Source organism: Stenotrophomonas sp. YJH_SMC_17 (assembly GCF_059371655.1).
In genome coordinates, this window is record NZ_JCAFUU010000001.1 from 258445 (window position 1) to 281899 (window position 23455).

At 66.6% G+C, this 23455-nt stretch carries 23 protein-coding genes; 6 read left to right on the forward strand and 17 right to left on the reverse strand.

Going from position 1 to position 23455, the window contains the following annotated elements; genetic code table 11:
* Window positions 1-41: 41 nt before the first annotated feature.
* From AC5P8Z_RS01140 to AC5P8Z_RS01150, 3 genes are all read right to left on the reverse strand, one after another.
* On the reverse strand, window positions 42-1265 hold the full coding sequence (locus AC5P8Z_RS01140) for an efflux RND transporter periplasmic adaptor subunit (protein WP_495227847.1): 1224 nt from the start codon (window positions 1263-1265) through the stop codon (window positions 42-44).
* Window positions 1266-1356: 91 nt separating this feature from the next.
* A complete protein-coding gene (locus AC5P8Z_RS01145; RefSeq protein ID WP_286071659.1) occupies window positions 1357-2127 on the reverse strand; it encodes an SDR family NAD(P)-dependent oxidoreductase in 771 nt (256 codons plus the stop codon).
* Window positions 2124-2351, reverse strand: coding sequence for a hypothetical protein (locus tag AC5P8Z_RS01150; RefSeq protein WP_005409108.1), 228 nt, complete (start codon window positions 2349-2351; stop codon window positions 2124-2126). Before AC5P8Z_RS01150 ends, AC5P8Z_RS01145 begins: the two co-directional genes overlap by 4 nt.
* A 147-nt stretch (window positions 2352-2498) precedes the next feature.
* On the opposite strand from AC5P8Z_RS01150, the gene AC5P8Z_RS01155 reads away from it, so the two are divergent.
* On the forward strand, window positions 2499-3530 hold the full coding sequence (locus AC5P8Z_RS01155; protein WP_005416157.1) for a LysR family transcriptional regulator: 1032 nt from the start codon (window positions 2499-2501) through the stop codon (window positions 3528-3530).
* Window positions 3531-3557: 27 nt separating this feature from the next.
* Here AC5P8Z_RS01155 and AC5P8Z_RS01160 read toward each other — a convergent pair whose 3' ends face one another.
* Window positions 3558-4454, reverse strand: coding sequence for a LysR family transcriptional regulator (locus AC5P8Z_RS01160; protein WP_286071657.1), 897 nt, complete (start codon window positions 4452-4454; stop codon window positions 3558-3560).
* 119 nt (window positions 4455-4573) lie between these two features.
* On the opposite strand from AC5P8Z_RS01160, the gene AC5P8Z_RS01165 reads away from it, so the two are divergent.
* Window positions 4574-5299 (forward strand): SDR family oxidoreductase, encoded by a 726-nt coding sequence (locus AC5P8Z_RS01165; protein WP_286071656.1) that lies wholly within the window; start codon window positions 4574-4576, stop codon window positions 5297-5299.
* 258 nt (window positions 5300-5557) lie between these two features.
* Here AC5P8Z_RS01165 and AC5P8Z_RS01170 read toward each other — a convergent pair whose 3' ends face one another.
* The gene (locus tag AC5P8Z_RS01170) at window positions 5558-6253 is read right to left on the reverse strand and encodes a YiaD family glycine zipper/OmpA-like lipoprotein (protein WP_005416156.1); all 696 of its coding nucleotides are present in this window, start codon (window positions 6251-6253) and stop codon (window positions 5558-5560) included.
* 111 nt (window positions 6254-6364) lie between these two features.
* Entirely contained in the window at window positions 6365-7810 is a 1446-nt protein-coding gene (locus AC5P8Z_RS01175) for a cryptochrome/photolyase family protein (RefSeq protein WP_286072013.1), read from the reverse strand.
* 110 nt (window positions 7811-7920) lie between these two features.
* Here AC5P8Z_RS01175 and AC5P8Z_RS01180 point away from each other — a divergent pair, with 110 nt between their 5' ends.
* The gene (locus AC5P8Z_RS01180; RefSeq protein ID WP_495227850.1) at window positions 7921-8478 is read left to right on the forward strand and encodes a hypothetical protein; all 558 of its coding nucleotides are present in this window, start codon (window positions 7921-7923) and stop codon (window positions 8476-8478) included.
* A gap of 47 nt (window positions 8479-8525) precedes the next feature.
* Here AC5P8Z_RS01180 and AC5P8Z_RS01185 read toward each other — a convergent pair whose 3' ends face one another.
* From AC5P8Z_RS01185 to AC5P8Z_RS01200, 4 genes are read right to left on the reverse strand one after another with little or no spacing between them, the layout of a single operon-like run.
* Window positions 8526-9140 carry an inorganic diphosphatase gene (locus AC5P8Z_RS01185; protein WP_286071654.1) on the reverse strand — a complete coding sequence of 205 codons (615 nt, stop codon included), beginning with the start codon at window positions 9138-9140 and terminating at the stop codon, window positions 8526-8528.
* Between the two features lie 10 nt (window positions 9141-9150).
* Window positions 9151-10518 carry a purple acid phosphatase family protein gene (locus AC5P8Z_RS01190; RefSeq protein ID WP_495227852.1) on the reverse strand — a complete coding sequence of 456 codons (1368 nt, stop codon included), beginning with the start codon at window positions 10516-10518 and terminating at the stop codon, window positions 9151-9153.
* Window positions 10515-11609: an NHL repeat-containing protein gene (locus AC5P8Z_RS01195; protein ID WP_286072011.1), complete on the reverse strand. Its 1095-nt coding sequence runs from the start codon at window positions 11607-11609 to the stop codon at window positions 10515-10517. Before AC5P8Z_RS01195 ends, AC5P8Z_RS01190 begins: the two co-directional genes overlap by 4 nt.
* 20 nt (window positions 11610-11629) lie before the next feature.
* On the reverse strand, window positions 11630-14143 hold the full coding sequence (locus tag AC5P8Z_RS01200; protein ID WP_495228307.1) for a TonB-dependent receptor: 2514 nt from the start codon (window positions 14141-14143) through the stop codon (window positions 11630-11632).
* Window positions 14144-14359: 216 nt separating this feature from the next.
* On the opposite strand from AC5P8Z_RS01200, the gene upp reads away from it, so the two are divergent.
* Together upp and AC5P8Z_RS01210 are read left to right on the forward strand one after the other, a co-directional pair.
* Window positions 14360-14992, forward strand: coding sequence for a uracil phosphoribosyltransferase (gene upp, locus AC5P8Z_RS01205; RefSeq protein WP_005409099.1), 633 nt, complete (start codon window positions 14360-14362; stop codon window positions 14990-14992).
* Between the two features lie 171 nt (window positions 14993-15163).
* On the forward strand, window positions 15164-15457 hold the full coding sequence (locus tag AC5P8Z_RS01210) for a PsiF family protein (RefSeq protein ID WP_012479780.1): 294 nt from the start codon (window positions 15164-15166) through the stop codon (window positions 15455-15457).
* A 120-nt stretch (window positions 15458-15577) separates the two neighbouring features.
* Here AC5P8Z_RS01210 and AC5P8Z_RS01215 read toward each other — a convergent pair whose 3' ends face one another.
* The 6 genes from AC5P8Z_RS01215 to rsmD form a co-directional block, all read right to left on the reverse strand.
* Window positions 15578-16465, reverse strand: a complete 888-nt coding sequence (locus tag AC5P8Z_RS01215; RefSeq protein WP_286071652.1) for an MBL fold metallo-hydrolase — start codon at window positions 16463-16465, stop codon at window positions 15578-15580.
* 116 nt (window positions 16466-16581) lie between these two features.
* Window positions 16582-18312 carry a gamma-glutamyltransferase gene (ggt, locus tag AC5P8Z_RS01220; protein WP_495227854.1) on the reverse strand — a complete coding sequence of 577 codons (1731 nt, stop codon included), beginning with the start codon at window positions 18310-18312 and terminating at the stop codon, window positions 16582-16584.
* On the reverse strand, window positions 18309-18590 hold the full coding sequence (locus AC5P8Z_RS01225; RefSeq protein ID WP_010484376.1) for a YfhL family 4Fe-4S dicluster ferredoxin: 282 nt from the start codon (window positions 18588-18590) through the stop codon (window positions 18309-18311). Before AC5P8Z_RS01225 ends, ggt begins: the two co-directional genes overlap by 4 nt.
* Before the next feature lie 131 nt (window positions 18591-18721).
* Window positions 18722-19213: a hypothetical protein gene (locus AC5P8Z_RS01230; RefSeq protein WP_286071651.1), complete on the reverse strand. Its 492-nt coding sequence runs from the start codon at window positions 19211-19213 to the stop codon at window positions 18722-18724.
* 60 nt (window positions 19214-19273) lie between these two features.
* Window positions 19274-19783 carry a pantetheine-phosphate adenylyltransferase gene (coaD, locus tag AC5P8Z_RS01235; protein WP_010484372.1) on the reverse strand — a complete coding sequence of 170 codons (510 nt, stop codon included), beginning with the start codon at window positions 19781-19783 and terminating at the stop codon, window positions 19274-19276.
* Between the two features lie 26 nt (window positions 19784-19809).
* Window positions 19810-20475: a 16S rRNA (guanine(966)-N(2))-methyltransferase RsmD gene (gene rsmD / locus AC5P8Z_RS01240; RefSeq protein WP_345783111.1), complete on the reverse strand. Its 666-nt coding sequence runs from the start codon at window positions 20473-20475 to the stop codon at window positions 19810-19812.
* Window positions 20476-20980: 505 nt separating this feature from the next.
* On the opposite strand from rsmD, the gene htpG reads away from it, so the two are divergent.
* Window positions 20981-22873 carry a molecular chaperone HtpG gene (gene htpG, locus AC5P8Z_RS01245; protein ID WP_286071649.1) on the forward strand — a complete coding sequence of 631 codons (1893 nt, stop codon included), beginning with the start codon at window positions 20981-20983 and terminating at the stop codon, window positions 22871-22873.
* A gap of 168 nt (window positions 22874-23041) precedes the next feature.
* Here the strand turns inward: htpG and AC5P8Z_RS01250 are convergent, their stop codons facing one another.
* The gene (locus AC5P8Z_RS01250) at window positions 23042-23341 is read right to left on the reverse strand and encodes a hypothetical protein (protein ID WP_286071648.1); all 300 of its coding nucleotides are present in this window, start codon (window positions 23339-23341) and stop codon (window positions 23042-23044) included.
* Window positions 23342-23455 lie beyond the last annotated feature (114 nt).

Sequence of the window (23455 nt, forward strand, 5' to 3'; positions counted from 1 at the left end):
CGCCGGCAGCTAAGCGGGGACGCGGATCAGGAGACGGCGGATCAGTGCTTCAGGGCAGCAGTGGCATCGCGGCCCGGTGCCGGCGCCGGCTGTGGCTGCATCACCACCGCCTTGGCCTGCACCGGCATGCCCGGCATGAAGACCTTCTGCACGCCGTCGATGATCACCTTGTCACCGGCGGCCAGGCCGTGCTCGACGATACGCAGGCCGTCGGCGGTGCGGCCGAGCTGGATGTCGCGGCGCTGGGCCTTGCCATCCTTGTCGACCACGTAGACGTACTTGCGGTCCTGGTCGGTCAGCACCGCCTTGTCGTCGATCAGCAGGGCCTGGAACTGGCCGCTGCCGAGCAGCTGCACGCGGGCGAACAGGCCCGGCGTGAACTGGCGGTCGGCGTTGTCCAGCAGTGCGCGGACGCGGATGGTGCCAGTGCTGCGGGCAACCTGGTTGTCGAGGAAGTCGACCTTGCCCGCGTGCGGGTAGCCTTCTTCACCGGACAGGCCGACCTTCACCGGCAGTTCGCTGTCACGCTCGCTCGGGCGCTCACCCTTGCGTGCCATCTGGGCATAGCGCAGGAAGGTGCTTTCGTCGGCATCGAAGTAGACGAACACGGTATCCAGCGAGACCAGCGTGGTCAGCACGCTGGCGCTGTCGCCGGCGGTGACCAGGTTGCCGGCGGTGACCATCGCGCGGCCGGCACGGCCGTCGATCGGTGCACGCACCTTGGTGAACTCCAGGTTGAGGCGGGCCGCATCCAGCGCCGCCTGCGCGGCCTGAACGGCGGCGCCGGACTGGTCGGCGGCGGCACGACGCTGCTCGGCGGTCTCGGTGGAGATCGCCTGCTGCTCGGACAGCCGCTTGGCACGCTCGGACTCGCTGCGGGCCAGCGTGGCCTGGGTACGTGCCCGGGCCAGCTCGGCCGCAGCGCGATCGTACTCGGCCTGGTAGCTGCGCGCGTCGATGGTGAAGAGCACTTCGCCCTTCTTCACTTCCTGGCCTTCGACGTAGTTGACCTTGTCGATGTAGCCGGACACGCGCGGACGCAGTTCAACGCTCTGTACCGCTTCGACGCGGCCGCTGAATTCGTCCCACTGGCTGACCTGCTTGACCAGCACCGGCGCTGCGCTGACCTGCGGCGGAGGTGGTGCACCGGCTTCTTCGGCATGGCCGCCGCTGCAGGCCGCCAGCACGGCCGCGGCGAGGATCGACACGCCGACCATCGCGATGCGATGGCCGAAACGATGTGGGGTGGTATTGGGGGAAGTCATGGCATGCATCCGTACGGAGGGGTGGTACAGCTATATGAGAACGTGTTGCAAAAATCGGCGCCGCATACTGCGACCTCAACCTTGGTCGAGGTCAAGCGACGCCTGCGGTATCGCGCCACAAAGGGGGGACTTCAAGGTGCAGCAGGCCGCGCGGCAATTCGGCATCGCTGCTGTCACACCGGACGATGGCGCGGTTGTCACGGCAACCATCCAGCAGTGAGACCACGCGGCGGCCGACCAGCAGCGAGCTGGGCCACTCGATGCAGGCGTTGGCGGCGTTGGCCGGCGTGCACACCGGGCTGCACACTTCCAGCATCTGCGCGCGCACGCCCAGCGCCTGCGCTTCCTGGTGCACCACCTGCGCATACATGCGCAGTGCAGCGGTGGTGATCGAGGTTTCGCCGTAGCCCGCCCATGGCTTGGCGTTGGCCGGGCTGCCGATCATCACGTAGCGGCGCGCGTGCACGTTGTCCTGCAGCAGCGGCAGCAGGTGACGCACCGCGTGTACGTGCGGCATCAGATCGGCCTGCATCGCGCCCATCAGTTCATCACCGTTGCGATCGGTCACCCGGCCGCGGCGGTACGGGCCGCCCATCGCGGCGATCACCGCCGCCAGCGGTCGCGGGCGCTGCGCGATGCGTTCGGCCAGCGCGCGCGCCGATCCATCGTCGCTGAGCGAACCCAGCACCGTCTCCAGGCCCGGCTCATCGGCAAACTGCTCGTGCAGTGCCGCCAGCCGGCCCGGGTCGCGGCCAACCACAAGCACAGGGCTGCCGGCCTCCAGCAATGCGCCGACCACGCCCTGGCCGACCGCACCGGTGCCACCGAGAACCAGGACTTCGGGCGTCAGTATCCCATTCACGGGACATTTCCTCCCAAATCCGGGATAGTCCCGATTCGACGCAGGCGGTCGCCCTTGTGCGGGGCCAGGCGGATCGCGCCGCCACGCTGCTGACGCATGGGGGCGGTAAACTCACGAAAGTCCTTGTGCACCAAGGAACTCGGACGGGCTTCGACGGTCATCGCCAGGTCCAGGGTGTTCTGGCCGGCGTTCCGGAGTCGGGCAAGAATGTTGCGCAGGCTCATGGGGGACGGGCTCCAATTAGCGAATGGCGCCACGATAGACCTCAAACCTTTACTTGATTAGTCCTGATTAAGGGGAATAATCATCCCGCACCCGGTCCAATCGTTCTGTCACGATTGTCCCATCCCCGACGTCCAGGACCCCCGACCATGTCCCACGATCTCAACGAGACGCTGATCTTCGTCAAGGTGGTCGAGCAAGGCAGCTTCATTGCCGCTGCCAAATCGCTCGGCCTGCCCAAGACCACGGTCAGCCGCAAAGTGCAGGAGCTGGAAACGCGCCTGGGCGCGCGACTGCTGCACCGGACCACGCGACGCCTCGGCCTGACCGAGGCCGGTTCGATCTATCACGAGCATTGCCAGCGCATCGCCCGCGAGCTAGAAGAAGCCGAGAGCGCGGTGAGCCAGTTGCAGTCCGGCCCGCGCGGCTGGCTGCGCTTCACCGTGCCCTACTCGATCGGCATCACCTGGATCGCCCCGCTGCTGGGCCAGTTCCATGCGCAGTATCCAGAGATCCGCCTGGACATGCACATGGGCAACGAGAAGCTGGACCTGATTGCAGGTGAAGCGGATCTTGCACTGCGCGTGGGTGCCCTGCCCGATTCCAACCTGGTCGCGCGCAAGCTCGGCAGCCTGCGCACGCAGGTGTTCGCCAGCCCGGCCTACATCGAACGCTATGGCGAGCCGCTGCATCCGGAAGAGCTGCAGTTCCATCGCATCCTGGCCATGCGCAAGCCGTACCACACCGGCAACTCCCCGCGCTTCACCTGGCAGCTGGGCGAGAACGGCGGCGAACTGCGCGACTTCCCGGTCACCCCGCTGATGACGGCCAACGACATGTCTGCGTTGAATGGCGCGCTGGTGTGTGGCGAAGGCCTGCTGCTGACCGGCGACGTGATGGCCAAGCCGTTCGTCGAGTCGGGCATGGTGCGCCGCGTACTGGCCGGCTGGACCGGCCCGGAAGTGGACTTCAACGCCGTGTTCGCCGGTGGCCGCCTGGTCTCGCCGAAGGTGCGTGCGTTCGTCGACTTCCTGGTCGAGAAGCTCAACTTCGACGCCAACTACATGCTGGCCCAATGCCCGGGCGCGAAGCTGGCACAGCAGCAGAAGGCGCAGGAAGACGCGGCACTGGAAAGCAGCGGCAAGCGCATCCTGGAGAAGGTGGCCGCTTCGGCGGCATGACCGAGGGTATCCACGCATGGCGTGGAACTACCCCGGCCGCTGTGCAAGCACGTGTTCGACCAGCGCGCGCAGTTTCGGCTCGGATTGGCGACGGCTGGGGTAGTACAGGAAGAAGCCTGCGAACCGCGGGCAGAACGCATCCAGCACGGACACCAGTTCGCCGCGCTGCAGCCAAGGGCGCCAGGTTTCTTCCATGCCGATGGCCAGCCCCGCCCCGGCCAACGCCAACCTGAGCATTACGCCCATGTCGTTGCTGGTGATTTCCGGCTGCACATCGACACTGAACTCCCGGCCGCGCTCCTCGAACTCCCAGCGATAAGGCGCCCTGCCCGGCGCGCTGCGCCAGCCGATGCAGCGATGGGCGGCCAGCTCACGCGGATGGGTCGGCAGCACGTGCGCGTCGCGATAGTCCGGCGAGCACACCACAAGCTGGCGTTGCCGCGCCGACACCGGAACCGCGACCATGTCCTGGGCAATGACCTCGCCCAGACGCACCCCGGCGTCGAAGCCTGCGCCGACGATGTCGAACACGTCGTCGGTCACCGTGATGTCCACCTGCAGCGCCGGATAACGTGCCGCGAACGTGGCCAGCAACGGGCCCGCCAGGAACGCCTCGGCGATGGAGGACACCGCAAGCCGCAATTGCCCGGAGACGGCGGCCTGGCGGCGCACGCTGGCCTCCAGCGCATCGCCCAGCTCCGCCAGCGCAGGGCTGACCGAAACCAGCAGGGACTGCCCGGCGTCAGTGAGGCTGACGCTGCGCGTCGTGCGCTGCACCAGGGCAACACCCAGCGACTGTTCCAGCTTGGCGATGGTCTGGCTGACCGCCGAGCGGGTCACCCCCAGTTGCTGGGCCGCACCCGTGAAGCTGGCGCAATCCGCCACCCGCTGGAAGACCGCCAGGGCATTGAGGTCGATCGGCATTGTTTAGCAACTCTGAACAAGGTGATCAGCAGTAGCCATCTTATCGCGACAAGGTGCGGCGTCTACCGTGGTTGCACCGGGCACGCCCCGGCACTCCCCACTCCTTCAGAGACACTGCCATGAGCCTTTCCCGAACCATCCTGATCACCGGTGCCTCCAGCGGCATCGGCGCCGGCATCGCCCGCGCCCTCGCCCGACCAGGTGCGCGCCTGGTACTCGGTGCCCGCCGAGTGGATCGCCTGCACGCACTTGCCGACGAACTGCGCCAACAAGGTGCCGAGGTGCAGGTCCACGCGCTCGACGTAACCCAGCGGACGCAGGTCGAGGCGTTCGCCGAGGCCGCGCGGCAGCACTTCGGTTCAATCGATGTGATCGTCAACAATGCCGGCGTGATGCCCTTGTCCCGGATGGCGTCGCTGAAAGTGGAGGAATGGGACCGGATGATCGACGTCAACATCCGCGGCGTGCTCTACGGCATTGCCGCCGTGCTGCCCGGGATGATCGCGCAGCGTGGTGGCCAGATCATCAACATCGCCTCGGTTGGCGCACTGAGCGTATCGCCCACTGCAGCGGTGTACTGCGCGACAAAATATGCGGTGCGTGCGATCTCCGAGGGCCTTCGCCAGGAGCACCGCGAGTTGCGGGTGACCTGCATCCATCCTGGCGTGGTCGAGAGCGAGTTGGCGGACAGCATCACCGATCCTGCTGCAGCCGAGCTGATGGTCGGCTACCGCGCCATCGCGCTGCAGCCGGATGCGATTGGACGCGCGGTGCGGTTCGCCATCGAGCAACCGGCCGATGTGGATGTGAATGAGATCGTAGTGCGACCTACCGCGACGGTGTGAGGTGGGGAAAGGACGCGTAGAGTCGAGCCATCGGCGTGCCGGGCAAGCTCGGCACCTACAAAAATGCCGCCTGCAAGGGCGGCATTTTCGGTCCGGCTATGACTGGCTTCCGGTAGATGCCGACCTTGGCCGGCGCCGTTCGCACAAGCCGCGAACGGGAACGCTATCGGCGTGCCGAGCACGCTCGGCACCTGCAAAAATGCCGCCTGCAAGGGCGGCATTTTCGTTCCGGCTACGCCGGAACTGTAACGCTGCGCGTTACTGCTTCAGCGGAATCACGCGGATCTCGACGCGGCGGTTCTTTGCACGGCCGGCGTCGGTGCTGTTGTCGGCAATCGGATACGCCTTGCCGGCGCCCAGGGTTTCGATACGCACGCTCTGCACGCCCTGGCCGATCAGGTACTGGGCGACCGAGTCGGCGCGTTCCTTCGACAGTCGGTTGTTCACAGCGTCGCTGCCGATGCTGTCGGTGTGGCCGACCACTTCGATCATGGTCTGGTTGTACTCACGCAGCGTACCGGCGACGCCATTGAGCGAGCCGTAGAACTGCGGCTTCAGGGTCGCCTTGCCGAAGTCGAAGGTGATGCCGTCCGGCAGGTTCAGCATGATGTTGTCGCCCTGGCGCTGCACATCGATGCCGGTATTGGCAGTGCGCTCACGCAGGGCGCGTTCCTGGCGATCCTGGTACTGGCCGACGGCGGCGCCGCTGAGCGCGCCGATACCTGCGCCGATCAGCGCGTGCTGGCGGCGCTCGGTGGCGCTGTCGCCGGTGAGCAGGCCGGCGGCCACGCCGATGGCGGTACCGATCAGCGCATTGCGGCCGGTGCGGTTCTGCTGCTCGGTCGGGTTGCCGTACTGGTCACTCTGCACATAGGAGCCGCCGGTGGCGCAGGCCGACAGGACGGCCGCACTCATCAGGGCCAGTGCGACGTTGCGGGTGGTGTTGCGGATCATGGGGTTCTCCTTGGTTTCCGGTCGGGCCGACGGCTTGCGGGCGCAAAGAGAATAAACAGGCAAATGCGATGTCGGGATGATGATCCCGCCCGATGACAGGCCCGCGTTCAGCTAACTGACCGGATCGCTCAGGTCGCCCTTTACCCCCGCCCCCGACTGGCGGTAAGCCGCCAGCGCGGCGTCGCGGCCCGCAGCCAGATCCACCAGCGGCGTGCGCGGATAGTCCGGTGCGTGTGCGGCCAGCAGCAGCGGATGCTGCCAGGGCGCAAAGCGTGCCTTCACCGGCAGCGCCGCCAGCTCGGGTACCCAACGGCTGATGTAACGGGCCTGCGGATCGAACTTCTCGGCCTGGGTGACCGGGTTGAAGACGCGGAAGTAGGGTGCGGCATCTGCGCCGGTCCCTGCCACCCACTGCCAGCCCATCGTGTTGTTGGCCAGGTCGGCATCGACCAGGGTGTCCCAGAACCAGCGCGCGCCGTGCAGCCAGTGCGCACGCAGGTGCTTGCACAGGTAGCTGGCAACGATCATCCGCACCCGGTTGTGCATGTAGCCGGTGTGCCACAGCTCGCGCAGACCGGCATCGACGATCGGCACACCGGTGTTCCCGCGCTGCCAGTCGTGCAGCTGCGTGGCACTGGGGTCTGCCCACGGAAAGCGGTCAAAGCGCGGGTTGAGGTTGTCGGTCGGCGTCTTCGGGAAGTGATGCAGCAGGTGGTAGGCAAAGTCGCGCCAGCCCAGTTGGCGCAGGTAGCCATCGATGTCGGCGTCGGTGCCGGCGTTGCGTAAGCCCTCCAGCGCACGGGCGATGCGCCAGGGTGCGATTTCGCCGAAATGCAGGTGCGGCGACAGCCGCGAGGTGCCGACACGGTCCGGGAGGTCACGCTGTTCGCGGTAGCCGCGCAGCGCGCCGTCCTTGAATACCGACAGCGCCTCCAGCGCACCGGTTTCGCCCGGCTGCCAGTGCTCCCAGAAGCCGGTGTCCCAGTCCAGCGTCGGTGCCAGCTGGAGATCATCCAGTACGAGGCTGTCGACCGAATGTGCCGGCAGCGTCTCCGGCGCGGCCTGCAATGCTGGCAAACGCCAATGGCTGAGTACGTTGCGCCAGTACGGGGTGAATACCTTGTACGGCTGTCCCTGCTGGGTGGCGATATCCCAGGGCTCGAACAACAGGCTGCCATTGCAGCTCTGCGCGTCGATGCCCTGCTCACGCAGCGTGCGCTTGATGGTGGCATCGCGTGGCTGGGTCGCAGGCTCGTACTTGCGGTTCCAGTACACGGCTTCGGCGCCGGTCTGCTCGATCAGGGCCTGCAGCGTCGGCAGGCTGTCACCGCTGCGCAGCACCAGCGAGGAACCGCGCGCGCGCAGACCCGCATCCAACGCGGCCAGGGAACGATGGCGCCACGCATCGGAGGCCGCGCCCGGCGCCCACTCGCCTTCTTCGTGCGGCGCATGGATGTAGACCGGCACTACGTCGTGCCCTGCATCCAGCGCGGCCTGCAGGGCCGGATTGTCCTGCAGCCGCAGATCACAGCGGAACCATACCAACGCTACCGACACAGACACCGCCTTTGTTGTTGAAGGCGGACATGATAGCCAGCGGTGGTGAAGGCGCTGCACGCAGACACCCTCTGCTAGGCTGCCGGGCCGCCCCCTCGCTGGACCCTGACATGGATGATCTGCATGCCCCATTCGCCCGCTTCGGCCTGCTACGGGCCCAGCACGAGGGTGACTGGCAGGGTCCTTTCCCGCTGCCGCCTGTACTGGCGCGGTTCTACGCGCAGGTGGGACCGCTGGGTCATGAGATCAATGCGAAGGTGGGCAATGCCGGCATCACCCTTCCGGGCCTCGATGTCTGGATACCGCCGCTGCGGCGTCTGTGGGGTCACCAGGCCGGCTATCGCTGGCATGGCGTCAGCGGCGAGCCGATCGACAACTGGCCATCGAACTGGCTGGTGATTGCCGATCGCGGCGCCGATCCGTTCATCCTCGACCTGGATGACGGCCGTGTGCTGTTCAGCCATCACGGTGCCGGCCTGCTGGATGCCGGCGAGATCGCCGCCGACGTGCCGATTCTGGTGGCCGCGCTGGTGGCCGCCGGCACCGTGTATCTGGATGCGGGTGACGACCTCTACAACGATGACGACGATGGCGGCATCCGCGCCGTGCATGAGGGAAGCGGCGTTGCAGGCGGTTGCGCAGGTGCTGGGCAACCGCCTGGACGCTGAGAGCTTCATTCAATCGCTGATGGGGTGAATCCACGCAGGGCCTGGTTCTACTTTTCGAAGCGCTGCATCGCCTCGCTGATCAGCGCCCGCGCCTCGGCAGCGTTGCCCCATCCGTTGAGCTGCACCGGGTTGCGCCCGGCCGGCAGGTCCTTGTAGACCCGGAAGAACGCTTCGATGCGCTGCCGTTCGATCTCCGGCAGATCCTTCAGATCGCGGATGTTGGCGTAGGTCGGATCCACCTTGTCGGTCGGCACGCCGATGATCTTCTCGTCGTGCTCACCGCCGTCGATCATCTTCAGGTAGCCGATTGGCCGGAAGCGCACGATCACGCCCGGATGCAGGGGTTCGCGGGTCAGCACCAGGGCGTCCAGCGGATCGTTGTCGCCCGCCAACGTGCGCGGCATCGAACCGTAGTTGGCCGGATAGGCGACCGGCATCGACTGGAAACGATCCACATGCATCAGGCCGTCTTCCTTGATTTCGTACTTGGTGAAGCTCCCTGCCGGAATCTCCACCGCCAGATTCACTTCCTGCGGTGCCTGCTTCGGCTGCGCCGCCAGGAAGGGATGCAGCACGGAATCGGCAGCGGTCACCGTACTGGCCAGCAACAGCAGGGCAGCGCCGATGGCGGCGAACGGCAGGATGCGGTGGGGCGTGGTCATCGGCATCTCCTCATTCCCAGCAGCGGTCGGTACGACCCTTGGCGGTCTGTGCGCGCGGGCAGTCGCGTGGCGTAATGCGGCCTTCAGTCAGCTCCGTGCGCTGCTTGCCCCCCTTGGCATCGCGACGCAGCTCGAAGGCATCGTAGAGACGACCGGTCACGGTACGCGCCTCATAGCGCAGGTGCTGTGGGTCGATGTGCAGCACCTGGAACAACTGGGTATCCTCGGCCACCGGATCCATCGTCTTTCGTGCCTCGTCAGAGAGACGGTACTGCTTTGGCCCCGCCACGGTCACCACGTACTGTGGCGGCGCGGCCTGCCCTTCGCCACGGCGACCGTAGGTGTGATCGTGGCCCTGCAGCACCAGATCGACGTTGTGGCGGCGCACCACCGGCAGCAGCACGTCGCGCAGCGCAGCGTTCTCGCGTCCTTCGCGCGGCGAATAGAACGGCTGGTGCAGCAGCACGAGGGTCCATGGCTGCGGATTGCCGGTCAGCACCTTGTCCAGCCATTGTGCCTGTGCCTTGGCGGTGCCCAGATCGAGTGCCGACGTGCCATCGACCACCGCCACGCGCACGCCCTGCGCATCGAACCAGTAGCTGGTCTGCTGTGCGGCGCTGGCGCCATTGCCCGGCAGCGCGAACGTGACCGGCCAATGCTTGCCCAGCACGCGGCGCTCCTGCGGCGTGTCCTCGAACTCCTCGAAGTACTCGTGGTTGCCGATCGCAGGCGCCACCAGCGTTTCCTGCGCCAGCCAGCTGGTCGCAGCAAACCACTCGCCCCACTCGCTGTCATCCATGTTGTCGCCGCCGCTGACCAGATCGCCGGCAAACAGGCTCATCCGCGCCTGCGGTGCAGCCTTCAGCGCGGCACGCACTACCCGGCTGACATGGCTGACGTTCTTGTTCTGGGTGTCGCCGAAGTACAGCAGGGTCAGCGGCTGGTCGGCGGCGGCCAGCGTGCGCAGCTGGTTCCAGGCGCTCCAGCTGCCATTGCCCTGCACGCGATAGACGTACTGGGTATCCGGTTGCAGGCCGCCGATGTCGGCGCGGTGGTGGTGCGACAGCCCGTTCTCGGTCTGCAGCGCGCGTGTCGTGGCACGCGCCTGCCGGATGCCTTCGATGGCCGGTGAATCACCGGCGATGGCAATCTCCAGCAGCGGCGCCTGCACGCTGCCATCGGTGCGCCATGCCACGGCGAAACCGTGGCTGGGATCGGCTGCAGGCGAAGCCACGATGCGGTCAGGCACCGTGGTTGCCGCGTAATGGCGGCTGCCCGCAGGAACCTGGGTGTTCGGTTCAGCCGCGGCGAACGACAGCGACGGCACGGCCAACAGCAGGCCCAACACCAGCGTGTACATCACGCAAGGCCGGCTCATGCGCCACACTCCAGCGGCAGCGCCAGCTGCTTGGCGATGCTTTCCCAGTCAAACGCCACCACGCCCTGGTCGTCGTGCACCGCGTACAGCGCACCGTGCGGGAAGCGTGCGCTGGGTTGCTGCATCATCCAGATGCCGTCGGTGTTGGCCACGGTATTGCCCTGGAATGCGCCCACCGGCTTCAGGGTATGGCGATCGAACAGGTGGAACACGCTGCGCTGCTTGCCCTGTTCGGTGGTGATCCACCAGCCGTCCTTGCCACAGGTGCGCAGGGTCACGCCTTCGGCCTGTGCCTTGAACACATCACGCCCGAAGGTGGTGCCGGTGAAACGCCCCGCCAGCGTGTAGACCTTGAACTCGCTGGCGTAGCTCTCGTCCTCCTCAGCGATCAGCAGGCGGTCGTTCTCGGGGTCGCCCCAGATCGATTCGACCACGCGCAGGGCACCCGCCTCACTGGTGTCACCAATGCTGGCCACACGTTTCGCTTCGACCTTCGCACCGTCGCGGGTCACCTGGTACTGGCGCACGCGCTTGTCCAGCTCCGCCAGCGGCGGCAGGATGTCACGGCCCTGTGCATCCTCGCCGTTGTCCCAGGAGTCGGTGACGTAGACGCTGTAGCCATCGGCACGGCGGTCGACCCACAGCCCGTACGGCTTGCGCAGGTCGTCCGCAGCGAAGGTCGCCAGCGGGGTGAAGTCCGGCAGGCCCAGCACCTGTACGCGGTGATTGTCGCGCTCCACGACCCACAGCAGATCGTCGGTCACCGCGATGCCGTTTGGGCGGTCGAACTGCCCTGGCGCGGTGCCGCTGCTGCCGACGTCGCGCAGGTGCTGGCCGGTGCTGCCGTCGTAGACCACCAGCTTGTCGGTGGCCTTGGCAGTGGCGATCAGCCACAGCTTTCCGTCGGGTGCACGCCAGGCGGCCGGCGAATCAATGTTGTCCGCTGGCGTCATCGGCGAAAGAAACGCCTCGGCGATGGTAACGACCGTGCGACCGGCGGTGGCCTTCGCCGTGGTCGTGGCCGCGGCCGGATCAATGCCGGCGGCCGGCGTGCAGCCCGCCAGCAGGGCAGCCGCCAGCGCCGCGGCCATGACGGTGATGCGACGCCCCGTCACAGTGCCACCTTCAGGCCCAGCGCGTAGGTACGGCCATACTCTTCCATCTGCAGGGTGCGCGAGCGCGTGCCCTGGTACAGCTCAAGCGGCTTGTCCAGCAGGTTCTGTGCTTCCAGGTACATGCTCACGCGCGGGGTGAACTTGTAGTCCAGCGAGAAGTCGAGCTGGGTATTCGGCGCAACGTAGATGTCGAAGGCGCGGCCCTTGCCGATGCTGTCCAGGTACTCGCTGCGGTATACCGCCGCCAGCCGCGTACTCAGACCGTACTTCTCATAGCCGATATGGGCACTGTAGACGTGCTTGGAGGCACGCGGCAGGGTGAAGTCCTCGCCTGAGCGGTCCTTGATGCCGGCATCGAACGTGGTGTCCAGCCAGGTGCCGCTGGCACCGACCAGCAGTCCATCCAGGCCGGAAGGCAGGAAGGCCAGCTGCTGCTGCCAGTTGAACTCGGCACCACGCACGGTGGCCTTGCGGCCGTTGATCGGCTGGGTCACGTCGAAACCGCCATAGGCCGGATCATTGGTGCGCACGGTTTCCACGATGTAGCCGTCGATCGACTTGTGGAACAGGCCCAGCGAGACGATGCCGCTGGTGCCGATGTACTTCTCCACCGACAGGTCGATGTTCTTCGATTCGTACGGGTCCAGTTCCGGATTGCCCAGACGCACTTCCTCGTCACCCCGGCTGTAGCCCACGCGCGGTGAAATGTCACCGAACGAGGGGCGAGATACGGTCTTGTTGGCCGAGGCACGCAGCACCCAATCGTCTGCGGCGTCGTAGCGCAGTTGCAGGCCCGGCAGCACGTTGGTGTAGCTGCTGTTGGCCACGCGCGGGGTGACGGTGAAGCTGCGGCCGTTGGCCGCCGCGTCCACCTGGTTCCCGGTCGCCTTGAACTGGGTGTTCTCCACGCGCACGCCGCCGATGATGCGCAGTGCACCGATGTCCCAGGTGCCCATCGCGTAGCTGGCGAAGATGTCCTCGCTGGCCACGTAGTCTTCTTCCAGCGAGGTCATCGCGTTGCCGCCAATGTCCTGGGGGCGGGCGCTGTACTGGCTGCCATTGGCCGCCCGGAACGCGCGCATCGCCGCCGAGTCCATGCCGTCGCCCAAGGTGCCGTGGCGGTGTTCGGGCGAGGAGGTGCTCCAGCTCGACAGAGCGACCTTGGGGCCGACGCGCAGTTCGTTCTCGTCGACGTTGACGTCGCGGTCGCGCCAGCGGCCCAGCAGGCCGATCTTGATGCTGCCGCTGTCGCCGTCGAAACGCACGTTGACCTGCGCGCTGTGTTCCTTGTCATTCACCTGCTTGGGCGAGAGCACGAAGCGGTCGAAGGCATAGTTGCTGTTGTCCAGCCACTGCGGATTGTCGAAACTGTAGCTGGGCAGGCGGCTGCTCTGGTCAAGCGTGCCATTGAAGGCCTTGCCGTTGAGCTTGAAGCGCGCTTCCATCTCGTCATTCACCCGCTCCTCGGTGCGGGTGTAGCCCACCTTGTAGTCGACCACCGCGTTGGTCAGCGTGTTCTCACCGCCCAGGCTGGCCGCGAAGGTGTTCTCCTTCTTGGTGCGATAGCGCATGCGCTTGTCGATCGAATCCTTAGGCATGCCGTCCAGGCGGTACTGATCGGTACCGGTCTTGACCATCTTGGCGTCGTCGAAGTTGAAGATCACACGCTGGCGGGTTTCGGCATCGTCGAACTGGCTGTACAGCGTGCGCAGGTAGTACCTGCTGTCTTCGTTCGGGCGCCAGTCGAGGTTGAGGTTGGCGCCGATGCGCTTGCGCTCGATCTCATACTTGCGGTGCTGCAGGTTGATCGCGGTGACGTCGCCAGGTGCGGCGTCATCCTCGCCGTCGTACTCCACTTCGGTGTTGTCCGACTCGAACTTGCGCTTCTGATAGTTCACGCCCAGCGCCACGCCGAAGGTGTCGTTGAACACTTCGCTGTAGTTGAAGGCCGCCTTCGGACTGGTCTCGCCGGACAGCTGCTGGTGGCTGCCTTCGATCTTGCCGCGCAGGCTGCGGCCGTCGCGGTCAAAGGCCGAAGCCGATTCCACCAGCACGGCGCCGCCGATGGCATCGCCGGGCATGTCCGGCGTGGGCGACTTGACCACGCGCAGGCGCTCGGTGGAATCGGACGGGATGACGTCCAGCGGGGCGGCGCGACTGGAATCCTCCGGCGTGCCCACGGCGATGCCATCCACGCTTACACTGTTGAGATTGGCATCCAGGCCACGAATGACCACGAAGCGGCCCTCGCCCTGGTCGCGGGTGACGCTGATGCCCGGCAGGCGCTGCAGCGATTCGGCCACGTTCTTGTCCGGGTACTGGCCCAGGGCATCGGAGGACACCGCGTCCTCGATCGCGTCGCTGCTGCGCTTGAGGTCCACCGCACGGATCTGCGATTCGAGCTGGGCGCGCACTTCGATGCGGTCCAGGTCGACCGCATCGGTGGCCACCGCGCCGGTGGCGGCGACCGCCTGCTGCCCGGCGGCCTGCAGCGGTGCCGCAGCCCCCATCGCCAGGGTCAGGCTGATGGCAACGGCCAACGGAGTCTTGATATGCACTGGGAATCCCCATTCCTGTTAAGAATGGGTCTGCACGGTATGTCCGCAAGGTTGCATGGCCGTGACACCGATCTGCACATTTCATGCAGGCCACCTCCGGCGCTGGTTTGGGGTTGGGCGGCCAATCCGGCAAAATGGCGGCCTCTCTCCTTCTTCCCCTTCCCGACCATGAAGATCGTCGAAGTGCGCCACCCGCTGGTGCAGCACAAGATCGGCCTGATGCGCAACGCCGCGCTCAGCACCAAGGATTTCCGCGAACTGGCCAACGAGCTGGGCACCCTGCTGGCCTATGAGGCCACCGCCGACCTGGACACCGAACCGCACACCCTGCCCGGTTGGGCCGGTCCGGTCACCGTGCAGCGCATCGCGGGTGCCAAGATCACCGTGGTGCCGATCCTGCGCGCTGGCCTGGGCATGCTCAGCGGCGTGCTGTCGCTGATCCCGGCCGCCCGGGTCAGCGTGGTCGGCCTGCAGCGCGATGAGGAAACCCTGCAGCCGGTGCCCTACTTCGAGCGCCTGACCGGCCGACTGGAAGAGCGCGATGCGTTGATCCTGGACCCGATGCTTGCCACCGGCGGCACCCTGATCGCCACCATCGACATGCTCAAGCGTGCCGGTGCCCGCCGCATCAAGGGCATCTTCCTGGTGGCCGCGCCGGAAGGCATCGAGGCGGTCAAGGCCGTGCACCCGGACGTGGAGATCTACACCGCGGCCATCGATGCCCAGCTCAACGACAAGGGCTACATCCTGCCGGGCCTGGGCGATGCCGGCGATCGCATCTTCGGTACCCGCGTCGGTTGATCCGGCGAACCGGGGTCAGAGCCCTTTCGTGCCGAAAGGGATCTGACCCCAGGCGCTACCCCAAGCGCTGTACTACAGGCCGGCTGCGGCGGCCGGGGCAGCAATCTTCACGTGGCCTTGCTGCCAGCAGGCCAATGCTCCGCGCACCCGCCACCGCTTGGAGTGTCCCCGATGAAAGCTTCATTCCTGCTGGCCGCTGTCCTGCTGGTCAGCCTGCCCTTGGCCGCCAATGCCACCACGCCGCAGCAGCAGCGCATGGCCGACTGCTCGGCAAAGAACAAGGGCCTGAAGGGTGACGCCTACAAGACCGCGCAGAGTTCCTGCCTCAGTGGCCACGCCGCCGAAGCCAAGCCGGCCAATGCGCAGCAGGAACGCATGCGCAAGTGCAACGCTGACGCGGGTGCCAAGAAGCTGGCCGGTGATGCGCGCAAAACCTTCATGAGCAGCTGCCTGAAGGCCTCGTAGCATCGCTCGTCCAGATCAATCAAATGGGGTCAGAGCCCGTTGCGCAGCAACGGGATCCGACCCCGACAGATCGCAGCCAACCGTCAGAGGCGGGGCTGCAAGCCCTGCCGACGACACCCCTCACCCCAGCGCGCACGCCTTCAGTTCGCCCTGCTCGTGCAGGGTCACGAAACGGCCTTTGTCATCGCGGCCCAGCTGCGCCAGCGCCACCTGCGGGTCGTGGGTGAAGAACAGATGTACGTTGCGCGCCAGCTTGTCTTCGAGGAACTGCCGCTTCTCGTCGATCAGCAGTTCGGCGTTGCGGTCGTAGCCCATGGTGATCGGCACGTGCACCCATGAGCGACCGGGAATCAGGTCCGCACAGAACACCACCCCACCGTGCGCAACCTCGCCGGCGTGCGCGTGGCCGACGATCTCGGCCAGCATCAGCCCCGGCGTATGCCCATCGCTGTAGCTGAAGCGCACGCTGCGGCCCAGGGCTTTGGAACACTCGCCGTCCACCACTTCCAGGCGGCCGCTGGCCTGCAGCAGGCCAGGCAGCTCCGGAATGAAGCTGGCCCGGTCGCGCGGATGCGGCTGCATGGCGCGTTGCCAATGCTGCGCACCCACCACGTAGGTCGCGTTGGGGAACAGCAGCTCCGGCTGACGCCCTTCGCTCCACGCCGCCAACAGGCCACCGGCATGGTCGAAGTGCAGGTGGCTGAGCACCACCACGTCGATATCCTCGTGCTCGAAGCCGGCCTCGCGCAGAGAATCGATCAGCACGTGCTGGCTTTCCTGCACGCCGTAACGCTCGCGCATGCGCGGGTCGAAAAACGCCCCGATACCGGTTTCGAACAGCACCGTCTTGCCTTCCAGCGGACTGGCAAGCAGTGCGCGGCAAGCCAGCTCGATGCGATTGAGCTCGTCCGGTGCCGCCCATTTTTCCCACAACGCGCGCGGCGCGTTCCCGAACATCGCGCCGCCATCAAGGCGCTGCGAGTTTCCACGAATAGACCAGAGTTTCATGCGTGGATTATCGGCGCCGGACCGTTAAATAATCGCTAGAAGGCAAACGGAAAACCCCGCCGTGGCGGGGTCCTGGTGATCTGCCACATAGCCGGCCAACGGCCGGTACTACCGCATCAGCGGGCCGGAACGACCTGGGCGCTGCCCACCGGATTGCGCGGGTCGCTGCCGCCGAACAGCCTATTGGCCTTGCGGTCCCATTCCACCGTCTGCAGGTTGCCCCAGACGTGGCTGGAACCGCGGCCGCCCGCGGCGACATTGCCCGGCAGGTCGATCTTGTGGCCCATCGCCTGCAGCTGCTTCACCGTCGCCGCGTCGAACGCATCGTCCTCGGCTTCGATCAGGTCCGGCAGCCACTGGTGGTGGTAACGCGGCAGCGCGGCAACCTGCTGCGCATCCAGGCCGGCGTCGTAACCGAGGATGCCCAGCAACACCATGGTGATGATGCGGCTGCCACCCGGGGTGCCCAGCACGATCACCTTGTCGCTGTTTTCCATGAAGGTGGGCGTCATCGAGCTGAGCATGCGTTTGCCCGGCTTCGGCGCATTGGCCTCGTAGCCCATCACGCCGAACGCATTGGGCGTGCCCGGCTTCAGCGCGAAGTCGTCCATCTCGTTGTTCAGCAGCACGCCGGTGCCCTTCGGAATAAGCCCCGAGCCGTACAGCAGGTTGACGGTCTGGGTGGCGCCGACGCGGTTGCCATCGCGGTCGATGATCGAGAAGTGCGTGGTCTCGTCGTCTTCCAGCGGCGTCGGGTTGCCCGACAGCAGGTCGCTGGGCGTGGCCTTCTCCGGATGGATGGTAGCGCGCAGGCCCTGCGCGTAGTCCTTGCTGGTCAGCACCTTCTGCGGGATCTGCACGAAGTCCGGATCGCCGAGGAAGAAGGTGCGGTCGCGGTAGGCGCGGCGCATCGATTCCACCACCAGGTGGGTGCGGTGTGCCGGGTCCATCTGCTTGATGTCCCAGCCTTCCAGGATCTGCAGCATGCTGGCCAGCGCGATGCCACCGGACGACGGCGGCGGCGCGGTGGTGATCTTCCAGCCGTTGTAGTTGAAGACGATCGGCTCGCGCTGCTTCACCCGGTAGCCGGCCAGCTCTTCAGCGGTCCACTTGCCGCCCGCCTGCTTCACGCCGGCCAACAGCAGCTTTCCGGTCTGGCCCTTGTAGAAGCCATCGAAGCCACCCATCGCCAGGCGTTCCAGCGTCTGCGCCAGTTCCGGCTGCTTGAACAGGTCACCGGTGGCGATCGGCTTGCCGTTGCGCAGGTAGACCTCACGGGTGCCGGGATAGCGTTCCATCACTTCGCGGCGCGACGCATAGCCCTTGGCCATGCGGTCGTACACCGGGAAGCCTTCGCGCGCGATGCGGATCGCCGGCTGCAGCGATGCAGACAGCGGCAGCTTGCCGTGCTTGGCCGACAGCTCGACCAGCGCTGCGGGCAGGCCCGGAATACCGGCCGACCAGGCCCCGTTTACCGAGCGGTCGCGGTCCAGGTTGCCCTGCTTGTCGAGAAAGGCCTGCGGCGTGGCGGCGGCCGGCGCGGTCTCGCGCGCGTCCAGCATCACGTCCTTGCCGGTGGCCGCGTCATGCAGCAGGAAGAAGCCCCCGCCGCCCAGGCCGGAGCTGATCGGCTCGACCACCGCCAGCGTGGACGACACCGCCACCGCGGCATCGAAGGCATTGCCGCCCTGCGCCAGGATGTCGATGCCGGCCTGGGTGGCCAGCGCATGGCCACTGGCAATGGCCGCGCCATCGGGGCGCTCGGCACGGGCCGGGCTGTCGGCCCAGACCATCGGGCTCAGCAGCAGGCCGAGCAGCAACAGGGGGCGGACGATCAGCGTCTTCATTCGGATGGGGGCTCCGCGTAGAGTTCGGGGTGATCGTGCTGCAACTGGCGCAGCTTGGCCAGCAGCTGGTCTTCCGTTTCCACGATCTCCGGGTCCGGGTCGATGCATTCGACCGGGCAGACGACCACGCACTGCGGTTCGTCGAAATGACCCACGCATTCGGTACAGCGCGCAGGGTCGATCACGTAGATGGTTTCACCCATCGAAATGGCCTGGTTCGGGCAGGCCGGCTCGCAGACGTCACAGTTGACGCAGAGCTCATTGATTTTCAGCGACATGGCGATACTCCTCGCCCGCGCCTTGGGACAAGGACCGCCCCGCGCGGGCGCGCGGAACGGTCAGGTCATCAGCGGCACCCCTGCAGGATGCCGCCCGGGCCACGCCGCAGCGTGGCCGCCACGGCTCGGTCTTACTTGGCTTCGACGAAAATGTACTCGGCGCCGGTCGGCTGCACGGCTGCCTGCACGCGGGCGTTGTCGGCCGACTGGCCGATGAATACGACGCGCACGCCCTTCATCGAATCCGGCGACACGTCCTTGAAGACGGTCTGGATCATGTCAGCCATCTTGCCCGAGGCCGACGAACCGAAGGCCAGCATGTTGCCCGGCTGCACGCCACGGGCCACGGCCTGGGTCGCGCTCTCGGTCTGGCGCTCGTACTTGGCCTGGAAGTCCGGGTCCGATTCCGGCGAGAGGTAGTACAGGAACGGGCTGTTTGTGATGTTGCCCATGTTCTGGATGGCCACTTCCTGCAGGTACTTCTTCCAGCCTGCATCGTCATCCTTGGACGGGGCGACCAGGGCCTGCTTGGCCTCGTCGACCGGAGCGGCCTCTTCCTTCTTGCAGGCGGTGAAGGCCAGGGCCAACGAAGCGATCATCATCGCGCGCATGGTGGTGTTCATGGGTTTCCTCCCGGAATGGTGCGTGGTGTTGTACGTAATGGGGTGCGGGTACAGCAGGGCTTAGGACTGTGCCGCCTTCGCTTCGCGGACCTTGCGCAGGGCTTCGAGCACCGCGGCCGGCACGAAGCCGGACACGTCGCCGCCCAGGCGCGCGATCTCGCGGACCAGCGAGGACGAAATGAAGCTGTGCTGCTCGGCCGGGGTCAGGAACAGGGTCTCGACCTCGGGGATCAGGTGACGGTTCATGCTGGCCATCTGGAACTCGTACTCGAAGTCGGACACCGCGCGCAGGCCGCGCAGCAGCACCCCGCCCTGGACCGAGCGCACGAAATGCGCCAGCAGAGTGTCGAAGCCGATGACCTCGACGTTGCTGTGGTGGCCGAGTGCGCCACGCGCCAGCTGCACGCGCTGTTCCAGCGGCAGCGCCGGGCCCTTGGACGGGCTCTGCGCCACGCCCACCACGACCTTTTCAAACAGCGGCGCGGCCCGGCTGACCAGGTCGATATGACCATTGGTGATCGGGTCGAACGTGCCGGGGTAGACGGCAATGCGGCGGTTGGCCACGGTCATGGGCGGATGCAGATGTTCAGATGAGGTCAAAGTGTAGCAGTGGCACGGCGGTACAGGGCAAAGCGCACCTCGCGGGTACCGCCCTCGCGGTGCAGCAGCCAGTCCGGCGGCAGCGCCGGCGCGTGACCGGCCGGCGACTCCAGGTACAGCCAGGCGTCGGCAGCCAGGTGCCGGGGCAGCTGCGCCAGCACGTCCTGCCACAGGCCATCGGCGAACGGCGGGTCAATGAAGACCAGGTCGGCCTGCTGCGCCGGCGCGCCCTGCAGCCAGCGCAGGGCATCGGCCTGCACCACGGTGATCTGGTCGCTGGCCTGCAGCTTGGCTACGGCAGCGGTCAGATTGCGGCCCAGCTGAGCATCACGCTCGACCAGGGTGGCGTGGGCGGCACCGCGCGACACCGCTTCCAGGCCCAGCGCGCCACTGCCTGCGAACAGGTCCAGCACCCGTGCACCGCCCAGCTTGGGCATCAGCCAGTTGAACAGGGTCTCGCGCACGCGGTCGCTGCTGGGCCGAAGCCCCGGCAGGGTCGGCACAGGCAAGCGGGTATTGCGCCAGCGCCCGCCGATGATGCGGACCTGGCCGTCAGTGCCCCCACGGCCGCTCACCGGCGCCCCCGGCGGGAGGTATTCGAGAATTTCAGCATGAGCGGGATTGTAGTCGTCCGGGCGGCGCCCGGGGACGCGCCAACGCATGCGCGCTGTCGCTCCCACGCTTCGCTGCGCGAAACGCGGGCCCCACTTACCAGCTTCCCCCCCCCCCGCCGCTTCGCGGCCGCCCCCTGACTCAGGGGGCTCCGCCCCAGACGCGATCCGATGCTCGACATACAGGCCAGTTTTATTTCGATATCTGACAGATGTGTCGACCAAGGTCGACACCTACCAACCGCCGAGTGAACCCGTCAGAGGCGGGGCGGTGTGGGTTGGCAGGACCGTTGGCGCCATGGATGGCGCCATCGAGCCCCCAGGGACGGGTTCACGGCGTGTCCTGCCAACCCGCACCGCCCCGCCATCCCAAGGAACGCCAGCTGTTGCTGTTGCTTCGGCTGTTGCTGTTGCTTCGGCCGTTGCCGTTGCCCTGGCCTCTGTGGGTGCAGGGCGCCGCCCTGCCAGAACACCCCCCTTGATTTCGGGACAATCATCCCTACCCCTTGGCGAGGCCGCACGCGCTGGCGCGGCATTGCACATGGAGCCTTAATCGATGACCGAGACCACCCAGACCGAAACCCTTGGCTTCCAGACCGAAGTCAAGCAGCTGCTGCAGCTGATGATCCACTCGCTGTACTCCAACAAGGAGATCTTCCTCCGCGAGCTGGTCTCCAACGCTGCCGACGCCGCCGACAAGCTGCGCTTCGAGGCCCTGACCCAGCCGGCCCTGCTGGAAGGCGACAGCGAACTGCGCGTGCGCGTCAGCTTCGATCCCGCCGCCCACACCATCACCATCGAAGACAACGGCATCGGCATGAGCCGCGCCGAAGCCATCGCCCACCTCGGCACGATTGCAAAGTCCGGTACCGGCGACTTCCTGCGCCAGCTGTCCGGCGACCAGAAGAAGGATTCGCAGCTGATCGGCCAGTTCGGCGTCGGCTTCTACAGCGCCTTCATCGTTGCCGACGAAGTGGAAGTGACCTCGCGCCGCGCCGGCCTGGCTGCCGGCGAAGGCGTGCGCTGGACCTCGCGCGGCGAAGGCGATTTCGAGGTAGCCACCGTCGACAAGGCCGAGCGCGGCACCCGCATCGTGCTGCACCTGAAGGAAGGCGAGCATGACTTCGCCGATGGCTGGCGCCTGCGCAGCATCCTGAAGAAGTACTCGGACCACATCGGCCTGCCGATCCAGATGCCGAAGGAAGGCGGCGAAGAAGGCGCTGCTGTCGAATGGGAAACCGTCAACCGCGCCAGCGCGCTCTGGACCCGCCCGCGCACCGAGATCAGTGACGCCGAGTACACCGAGTTCTACAAGCACGTCGCGCACGACCACAGCGACCCGCTGGCGTGGAGCCACAACAAGGTCGAAGGCAAGCTGGAGTACACCTCGCTGCTGTACGTGCCCGGCCGCGCGCCGTTCGACCTGTACCACCGCGACGCGCCCAAGGGCCTCAAGCTTTACGTGCAGCGCGTGTTCGTAATGGACCAGGCCGAGCAGTTCCTGCCGCTGTACCTGCGCTTCATCAAGGGCGTGGTTGATTCCAACGACCTGTCGCTGAACGTCTCGCGCGAGATCCTGCAGTCCGGTCCGGTCATCGACTCGATGAAGGCCGCGCTGACCAAGCGCTCGCTGGACATGCTGGAGAAGCTGGCCACCGACAAGCCCGAGCAGTACGCCACGTTCTGGAAGGAATTCGGCCAGGTGCTGAAGGAAGGCCCGGCCGAGGACTACAACAACCGCGAGAAGGTGGCCGGCCTGCTGCGCTTCGCCTCCACCCGTGGCGACGCCGATGCGCAGACCGTGTCGCTGGCCGACTACATCGGCCGCATGGCCGAAGGCCAGGACAAGATCTATTACCTGACCGGCGAGAGCTACAGCCAGGTGCGCAACAGCCCGCACCTGGAAGTGTTCCGCAAGAAGGGCGTGGAAGTGCTACTGCTGACCGACCGCATCGACGAGTGGCTGATGGGCTACCTGACCGATTTCGACGGCAAGGGCTTCGTTGACATCGCCCGTGGCGACCTCGACCTGGGCGCGCTGGAGACCGAAGCGGACAAGCAGGAACAGGAAGCCGCCGCCAAGGACAAGCAGGCCCTGGTGGAGCGCCTGAAGACGGTGCTGGGCGATGACGTGGCCGAGGTGCGCGTGTCGCACCGCCTGACCGATTCGCCGGCGGTGCTGGCCATTGGCGAACAGGACCTGGGCCTGCAGATGCGGCAGATCCTGGAGGCCAGCGGGCAGAAGGTGCCCGACAGCAAGCCGGTGCTGGAGATCAACCCGGGCCACCCGCTGATCGCCAAGCTGGATGCCGAAGGCGATGGCGCACGTTTCGACGATCTGGGCCGGGTGCTGTTCGACCAGGCCGCGCTGGCCGCCGGTGACAGCCTGAAGGACCCGGGCGCCTACGTGGCGCGCCTGAACAAACTGCTGCTGGAGCTGTCGGCCTGATCGAGGCGGTGGTCGCCGGGCATGGCCCGGCGGTGCCTTGGTAGAGGCCCACCTTGGTTGGCGCCCCAAAAGCGTGCCAACCAAGGTTGGCACCTACCAGGGCAGGTCAAGCATGCCAGCCAGGGTTGGCACCCACCAGGGGCGGCGGTTGGCGCCTGCCGAGGGGGCTCAGGCTTCGCGATCCAGCAGCGAGCCCAGCATCTGGTCCTGGCGGCGGATCACCGTGGCATTGGCGGCGAAGGCCACCACTTCGGCTTTCGCTGCCAGCAGATCTCCCAGCGGTGCACTGACATCGGCGCCGGCAGGGGTCACCGAGGCCTGCACTCCGCCCTGCTCCACCGCACTACGCTGCAGCTGCAGGCGCTGGGCATCCGGGGTCGCCAGATTGGCCACGTTGTGCGCGGCCAGCTGCACGCCCTGCTGGGCTGCACGCATGCCACTGCGTGCCGTTCCCATCACGTTGTTCATGGCGGTCTCCGGGCCGCACTGCGCAGCCCTCCGGACCGGTTAACGGCCGATGGGCCGCGACCTTGAGTCCACATCGGCCCGACAGGCCCGAGTGGTAGCATATCCCTCTGATTT

Bases quoted from the DNA above. Each gene is read 5' to 3' on its own strand.
- AC5P8Z_RS01140 (WP_495227847.1), bottom strand. From the start codon at position 1,265: ATGACTTCCCCCAATACCACCCCACATCGTTTCGGCCATCGCATCGCG.
- AC5P8Z_RS01150 (WP_005409108.1), bottom strand. From the start codon at position 2,351: ATGAGCCTGCGCAACATTCTTGCCCGACTCCGGAACGCCGGCCAGAAC.
- AC5P8Z_RS01155 (WP_005416157.1), top strand. From the start codon at position 2,499: ATGTCCCACGATCTCAACGAGACGCTGATCTTCGTCAAGGTGGTCGAG.
- AC5P8Z_RS01160 (WP_286071657.1), bottom strand. From the start codon at position 4,454: ATGCCGATCGACCTCAATGCCCTGGCGGTCTTCCAGCGGGTGGCGGAT.
- AC5P8Z_RS01165 (WP_286071656.1), top strand. From the start codon at position 4,574: ATGAGCCTTTCCCGAACCATCCTGATCACCGGTGCCTCCAGCGGCATC.
- AC5P8Z_RS01170 (WP_005416156.1), bottom strand. From the start codon at position 6,253: ATGATCCGCAACACCACCCGCAACGTCGCACTGGCCCTGATGAGTGCG.
- AC5P8Z_RS01180 (WP_495227850.1), top strand. From the start codon at position 7,921: ATGGATGATCTGCATGCCCCATTCGCCCGCTTCGGCCTGCTACGGGCC.
- AC5P8Z_RS01185 (WP_286071654.1), bottom strand. From the start codon at position 9,140: ATGACCACGCCCCACCGCATCCTGCCGTTCGCCGCCATCGGCGCTGCC.
- AC5P8Z_RS01190 (WP_495227852.1), bottom strand. From the start codon at position 10,518: ATGAGCCGGCCTTGCGTGATGTACACGCTGGTGTTGGGCCTGCTGTTG.
- AC5P8Z_RS01195 (WP_286072011.1), bottom strand. From the start codon at position 11,609: ATGGCCGCGGCGCTGGCGGCTGCCCTGCTGGCGGGCTGCACGCCGGCC.
- AC5P8Z_RS01200 (WP_495228307.1), bottom strand. From the start codon at position 14,143: ATGGGGGCTGCGGCACCGCTGCAGGCCGCCGGGCAGCAGGCGGTCGCC.
- upp (WP_005409099.1), top strand. From the start codon at position 14,360: ATGAAGATCGTCGAAGTGCGCCACCCGCTGGTGCAGCACAAGATCGGC.
- AC5P8Z_RS01210 (WP_012479780.1), top strand. From the start codon at position 15,164: ATGAAAGCTTCATTCCTGCTGGCCGCTGTCCTGCTGGTCAGCCTGCCC.
- AC5P8Z_RS01215 (WP_286071652.1), bottom strand. From the start codon at position 16,465: ATGAAACTCTGGTCTATTCGTGGAAACTCGCAGCGCCTTGATGGCGGC.
- ggt (WP_495227854.1), bottom strand. From the start codon at position 18,312: ATGAAGACGCTGATCGTCCGCCCCCTGTTGCTGCTCGGCCTGCTGCTG.
- AC5P8Z_RS01225 (WP_010484376.1), bottom strand. From the start codon at position 18,590: ATGTCGCTGAAAATCAATGAGCTCTGCGTCAACTGTGACGTCTGCGAG.
- AC5P8Z_RS01230 (WP_286071651.1), bottom strand. From the start codon at position 19,213: ATGAACACCACCATGCGCGCGATGATGATCGCTTCGTTGGCCCTGGCC.
- coaD (WP_010484372.1), bottom strand. From the start codon at position 19,783: ATGACCGTGGCCAACCGCCGCATTGCCGTCTACCCCGGCACGTTCGAC.
- rsmD (WP_345783111.1), bottom strand. From the start codon at position 20,475: ATGCGTTGGCGCGTCCCCGGGCGCCGCCCGGACGACTACAATCCCGCT.
- htpG (WP_286071649.1), top strand. From the start codon at position 20,981: ATGACCGAGACCACCCAGACCGAAACCCTTGGCTTCCAGACCGAAGTC.
- AC5P8Z_RS01250 (WP_286071648.1), bottom strand. From the start codon at position 23,341: ATGAACAACGTGATGGGAACGGCACGCAGTGGCATGCGTGCAGCCCAG.